This is a genomic window from Pseudoalteromonas sp. SANK 73390 (assembly GCF_054966645.1).
Genome location: NZ_ARPN01000015.1, coordinates 25,282 through 29,637, shown reverse-complemented (window position 1 = coordinate 29,637; position 4,356 = coordinate 25,282). Strand labels below are relative to the sequence as shown.

The 4,356-nt window shown below is 42.1% G+C and carries 1 protein-coding gene; it reads left to right on the top strand.

The genetic code is table 11. The annotated features are described in order from the left end of the window. The first annotated feature begins 18 nt into the window (after positions 1–18). Positions 19–4,353, top strand: coding sequence for an amino acid adenylation domain-containing protein (locus SANK73390_RS01760; protein WP_462762777.1), 4,335 nt, complete (start codon positions 19–21; stop codon positions 4,351–4,353). The last annotated feature ends 3 nt before the right edge of the window (positions 4,354–4,356 follow it).

Here is a 4,356-nt window from a genome sequence, read left to right as displayed (position 1 = left end):
GCTGCAAAGATAGATGTAATGCAAGCGACCCCAGCGACATGGCAACTACTGTTACAAGGCGGGTGGGAGCCAAGTAAAGGCCTTAAAGCGTTGTGTGGTGGCGAAGCAATGCCTCAAGAAATGGCAAAGGCACTGCGGCATAGGTTGACCCCGCTGGGGGGCAGTTTATGGAATATGTACGGGCCAACAGAAACCACTATTTGGTCAACGATACAAGAGATTAACAGTGAGAATATCAACATAGGGAGAGGAGTGGCAAATACTCAGCTCTATGTGTTAAATCCAGATGGTAAGTTACAGGGAGTTGGATGTACTGGAGAGTTATATATTGGTGGTGATGGCTTAGCTCAAGGGTATTGGCAGCGAGACGATTTAACAGCAGAGCGTTTTATTGATAATCCGTTTGGTGAAGGTCGATTATATAGAACTGGAGACCTAGCAAAATGGCATGTTGATGGCTATTTAGAGTGTATTGGGCGTCTTGATGATCAAGTAAAGCTTCGAGGGTTTAGAATTGAGCTGGGTGAAATAGAATCAGCTTTAGGGCAACTTCAAAACGTCAAACATTGTGTTGTGGCATTGGTTACAAATGAAAAAGAAGAGCAATACTTACAAGCAAACTTAGTGAGCATCGACAAAGTTGACGAGGGTGAGCAAAGTCGGCTGCGTAGTGTTTATCAAAGCGAACTAAACAAACGCCTCCCCTCTTATATGGTGCCGAGTTTTTACAATTGGCTCGATACAATGCCGCTGACTCCAAGTGGCAAGGTTGATCGTAAAGCACTGGGCAACAGTGCCATTGCAACATCACTTTCTAAAGAAGTTGTTGCCCCAAGAAACACGCTGGAAACGGAGCTTGTCACTATGTGGCAAGCATTACTCGATATCGAGCAAGTCTGTATATTTGATAATTTCTTCCTCATTGGCGGGCATTCCATACATGCACAGCGCTTTATCGTTCGCTTAAGAGAGCAGCTAAACGTTGAGTTGCCATTAAGCGTATTATTCGAAAAAGGTACTATCGTTAAGCTTGCCGAATATCTAAAGTCAAGTGAAATAAGAGCTTCATTAACTCCTATTATTGCGCGTGAAGATAACGATGACGTTGTGCTGTCATTTAGCCAAAAGCGACTGTGGTTTATTGACCAGCTTGAGCAAGGAAGTAGCCACTACAACATGTTAGGGTTGTTTAAAGTATCTGGTCGACTAGAGCCTCATGCATTAAATCAAGCGGTTGTCGAAATAGTTAATCGACACCAAGTATTACGTACTGTTGTATTTAATGCCGATGGTCAACCACAAGCAAAAGTGTTGAGCGTATTTGAATCGCCTTTAAAAGTTGTGACTTTTGAGCAGCAACCTAATACCTACCAAACGCAATTAAATGAATTAGTTAAATCCCAGCGCAACTATAAATTTGACTTAAGCGCAGACTTGCCAATACAACTTCATTTGATTGAGCATGCTCGTTCAGGTGAGCAAAAGTTGCTTATCAACATGCATCATATTGCTTCGGATGGGTGGTCTATCAACTTATTCTTTAGCGAATTAGCGCAGGAATATGATTCCATTATTAAGGGTGTTGAACCAGTGGTTAGCCGTTTAGCGATTCAATACTCGGACTTTGCACATTGGCAGAACGAGTTCAATACATCGGAACTTATTCAGCAGCAATATGATTATTGGGAAGCACAATTAACGCAGTTGCCCATGACACATAACATCCCCTTGGATAAAAAGCGTCCACAAGAGCAATCGTATCAAGGGTCGTTGCTTGAAACGAACATTTCACCTCAGTTATTGACTCGCTTAAAAGCGTTGGCGAATGAACAGAAGGTGACACTATTTATGCTGATGCAATCGGCATTTGCTTTGCTCGTTTCACGCTGGGGTCGTAGTGATGATGTAGTTATAGGAACGCCTGTTTCTGGACGGGAGCACTCCCAAACAGAACCATTGATTGGATATTTTTCTAATACACTCGCGCTGCGTACTCAACTACACGGAACCCCGACTTTTATAGAGTTCTTAGCATACAACACACGCATGATCCAAGAGGCATTTGAACACCAACTATTGCCATTTGATGCACTCGTCGAAAAGCTAAACCCAAGTAGAAGTCTTGCACAATCTCCAATATTCCAAATTGTTTTCTCTATGCAGCATGAGCAACTCAGTGAGATCAGCCTAGGTGATGTTTTATTAGATATTGAACCTTTTCAAGAGCGATTTGTGAAGTTTGATTTGCTGTTGAACATAGAGCAAGTTAGCGAAACAGCCAAATGCATTTGGGAATATAACACTGCACTTTTTGAATCTCAAAGCATTGAAAGTATTGCAAAAAGCTTTGTTTTTTTACTTGAGGGGATCTGCGATGAACCCCACTCCAAAGTTGCTGATATTTCATTGAGTAGCAACGCTCAACTGAAACAAATGACAGCTTATAACAATATGAAATTTGATTATCCTTTTGGTACATCAATTCCAGAAGTGTTTGAGCATCAGGTGAATTTGAACGCGCAACATACCGCGCTCATTTATAACGGTAAATACTTTACATATGAGCAGCTCAATAAGTATGTAAATTGTATGGCACGTTGGTTTGTGGATCAGGGGGTCAAGCCTGATGGTTTGGTGGCATTAGCTTTTGAGCAAAATGTTGAGTTGATCATTGCGATGCTTGCAGTGTTAAAGGTTGGAGCTGCCTATGTATGTATTGACTGTGAATTACCCAAAGAGCGACGAGAATACATATTGGAAGACAGTAAAGCGAAGCTTGTGCTCACTACGACTCAGCACATAGAAGGTTATAAGCACTTTGAGTGTAAAGCCGCGTTAGTGCCAGATATTGATGAGCTGCTAACTCATTACAGCGATGACGATTTGTTACGCGCTAAAGAGCTAACGCTATCTATGGCATATGTAATTTATACGTCAGGTTCAACGGGTCGGCCCAAAGGGGTCATGTTGGAGCACAAAGGAGTGGTAAATCTAGCATTGCCTGAGTCAATTGCAGCACTGGATTATGAAAAAGCAAAGGTGTTTTTGAGTGTTTCAAATTTTTCATTCGACGCCTGCGTTATTGATGTTTACAAGCCGTTGCTTAATGGGAAGACGCTGGTTCTAGCAACGGCAGTAGAGCGAGAACAAATCAATATGTGGCCGCAATTATGCCAGCGTTACGACATAGACACCGCATTTTTTACGACTGGTTTGTTTAACCTACTGATGTCTGATTTTCCTGAGGTATTTGAGTCCATTAGAACTGTGATGATAGGAGGTCAGGCGGCAAATCCAGCGCATATAAATGCATTTGTTAAACAGTTTCCCGATGCCGATCTGTTTAACCTGTATGGTCCTACGGAGATCACTGTTTATGCAACGAGTCTCCATTGTACAAAGGCTAATTATGAGTGGGTACCAATTGGTAAACCATCTGGCAACAAGCAGGTGTTTATTGTGGATGACGCAAACTGTTTATTGCCATGTGGTGCGGTAGGGGAGCTTGCTATTGCGGGCGATGGCCTAGCCAGAGGGTATTTAGGAAATGAGATCCTTTCCAAGGAAAAGTTTATTGAAATTGAAGGTGGAAAGACTTATTTGCCTAGCTGTGAGCGTTTGTACCGAACAGGGGATTTAGCTCGTTGGATGCCGGATGGAAATTTAGCATTTCTCGGTCGAGTGGACGACTTGGTCAAAGTTCGGGGATTTCGTATCGAACTAGGCGAAATAGAGCATCATATTTTGAACTTTGAGGAAGTCACCCAATGTTGTGTGTTGGTTAACAAAGACCAGCAGGAAGATATGTTGGTTGCGTTTTACTGTAGTGCTTCACAGCAAACTGATCGTGATTTAGAGCGCGCCATACGTCGCGAGTTAGATAGTGCGCTGCCTCACTACATGATTCCCGCAGCCTTTGTACGTATGTCGACATTGCCATTAAACCAAAGTGGCAAAGTTGATACTAAACAGCTAAGAGCACGGCCTATAGAAGTGAATGTGGTAGGTGAGTATCAAGCACCCAGTGGTGAGGTAGAACTAAGCTTGTGCGAAATAATATCCCAAGTGATTGGAATTAATAAGAATAAAATTAGTAGGCAAACAGGCTTTTTCGATTTGGGAGGGAATTCACTATTAGCGGTGAGACTTGCAAATCAGATTCATGCTGACTTTGATATTTACATGACGACGAAGCAAATATTTACCTTGTCATCAATAGTTCATATCGCTGAATTTATCGAATCGCAAAGCCAAAAGTACAGCAAAGCAGTTGAAATACAGGGTTATATCGATGACTTATCAAGTGAAGAAGTCGATAGATTGTTGCAAGAACTGGAATTAGAGTTGGAATAATAA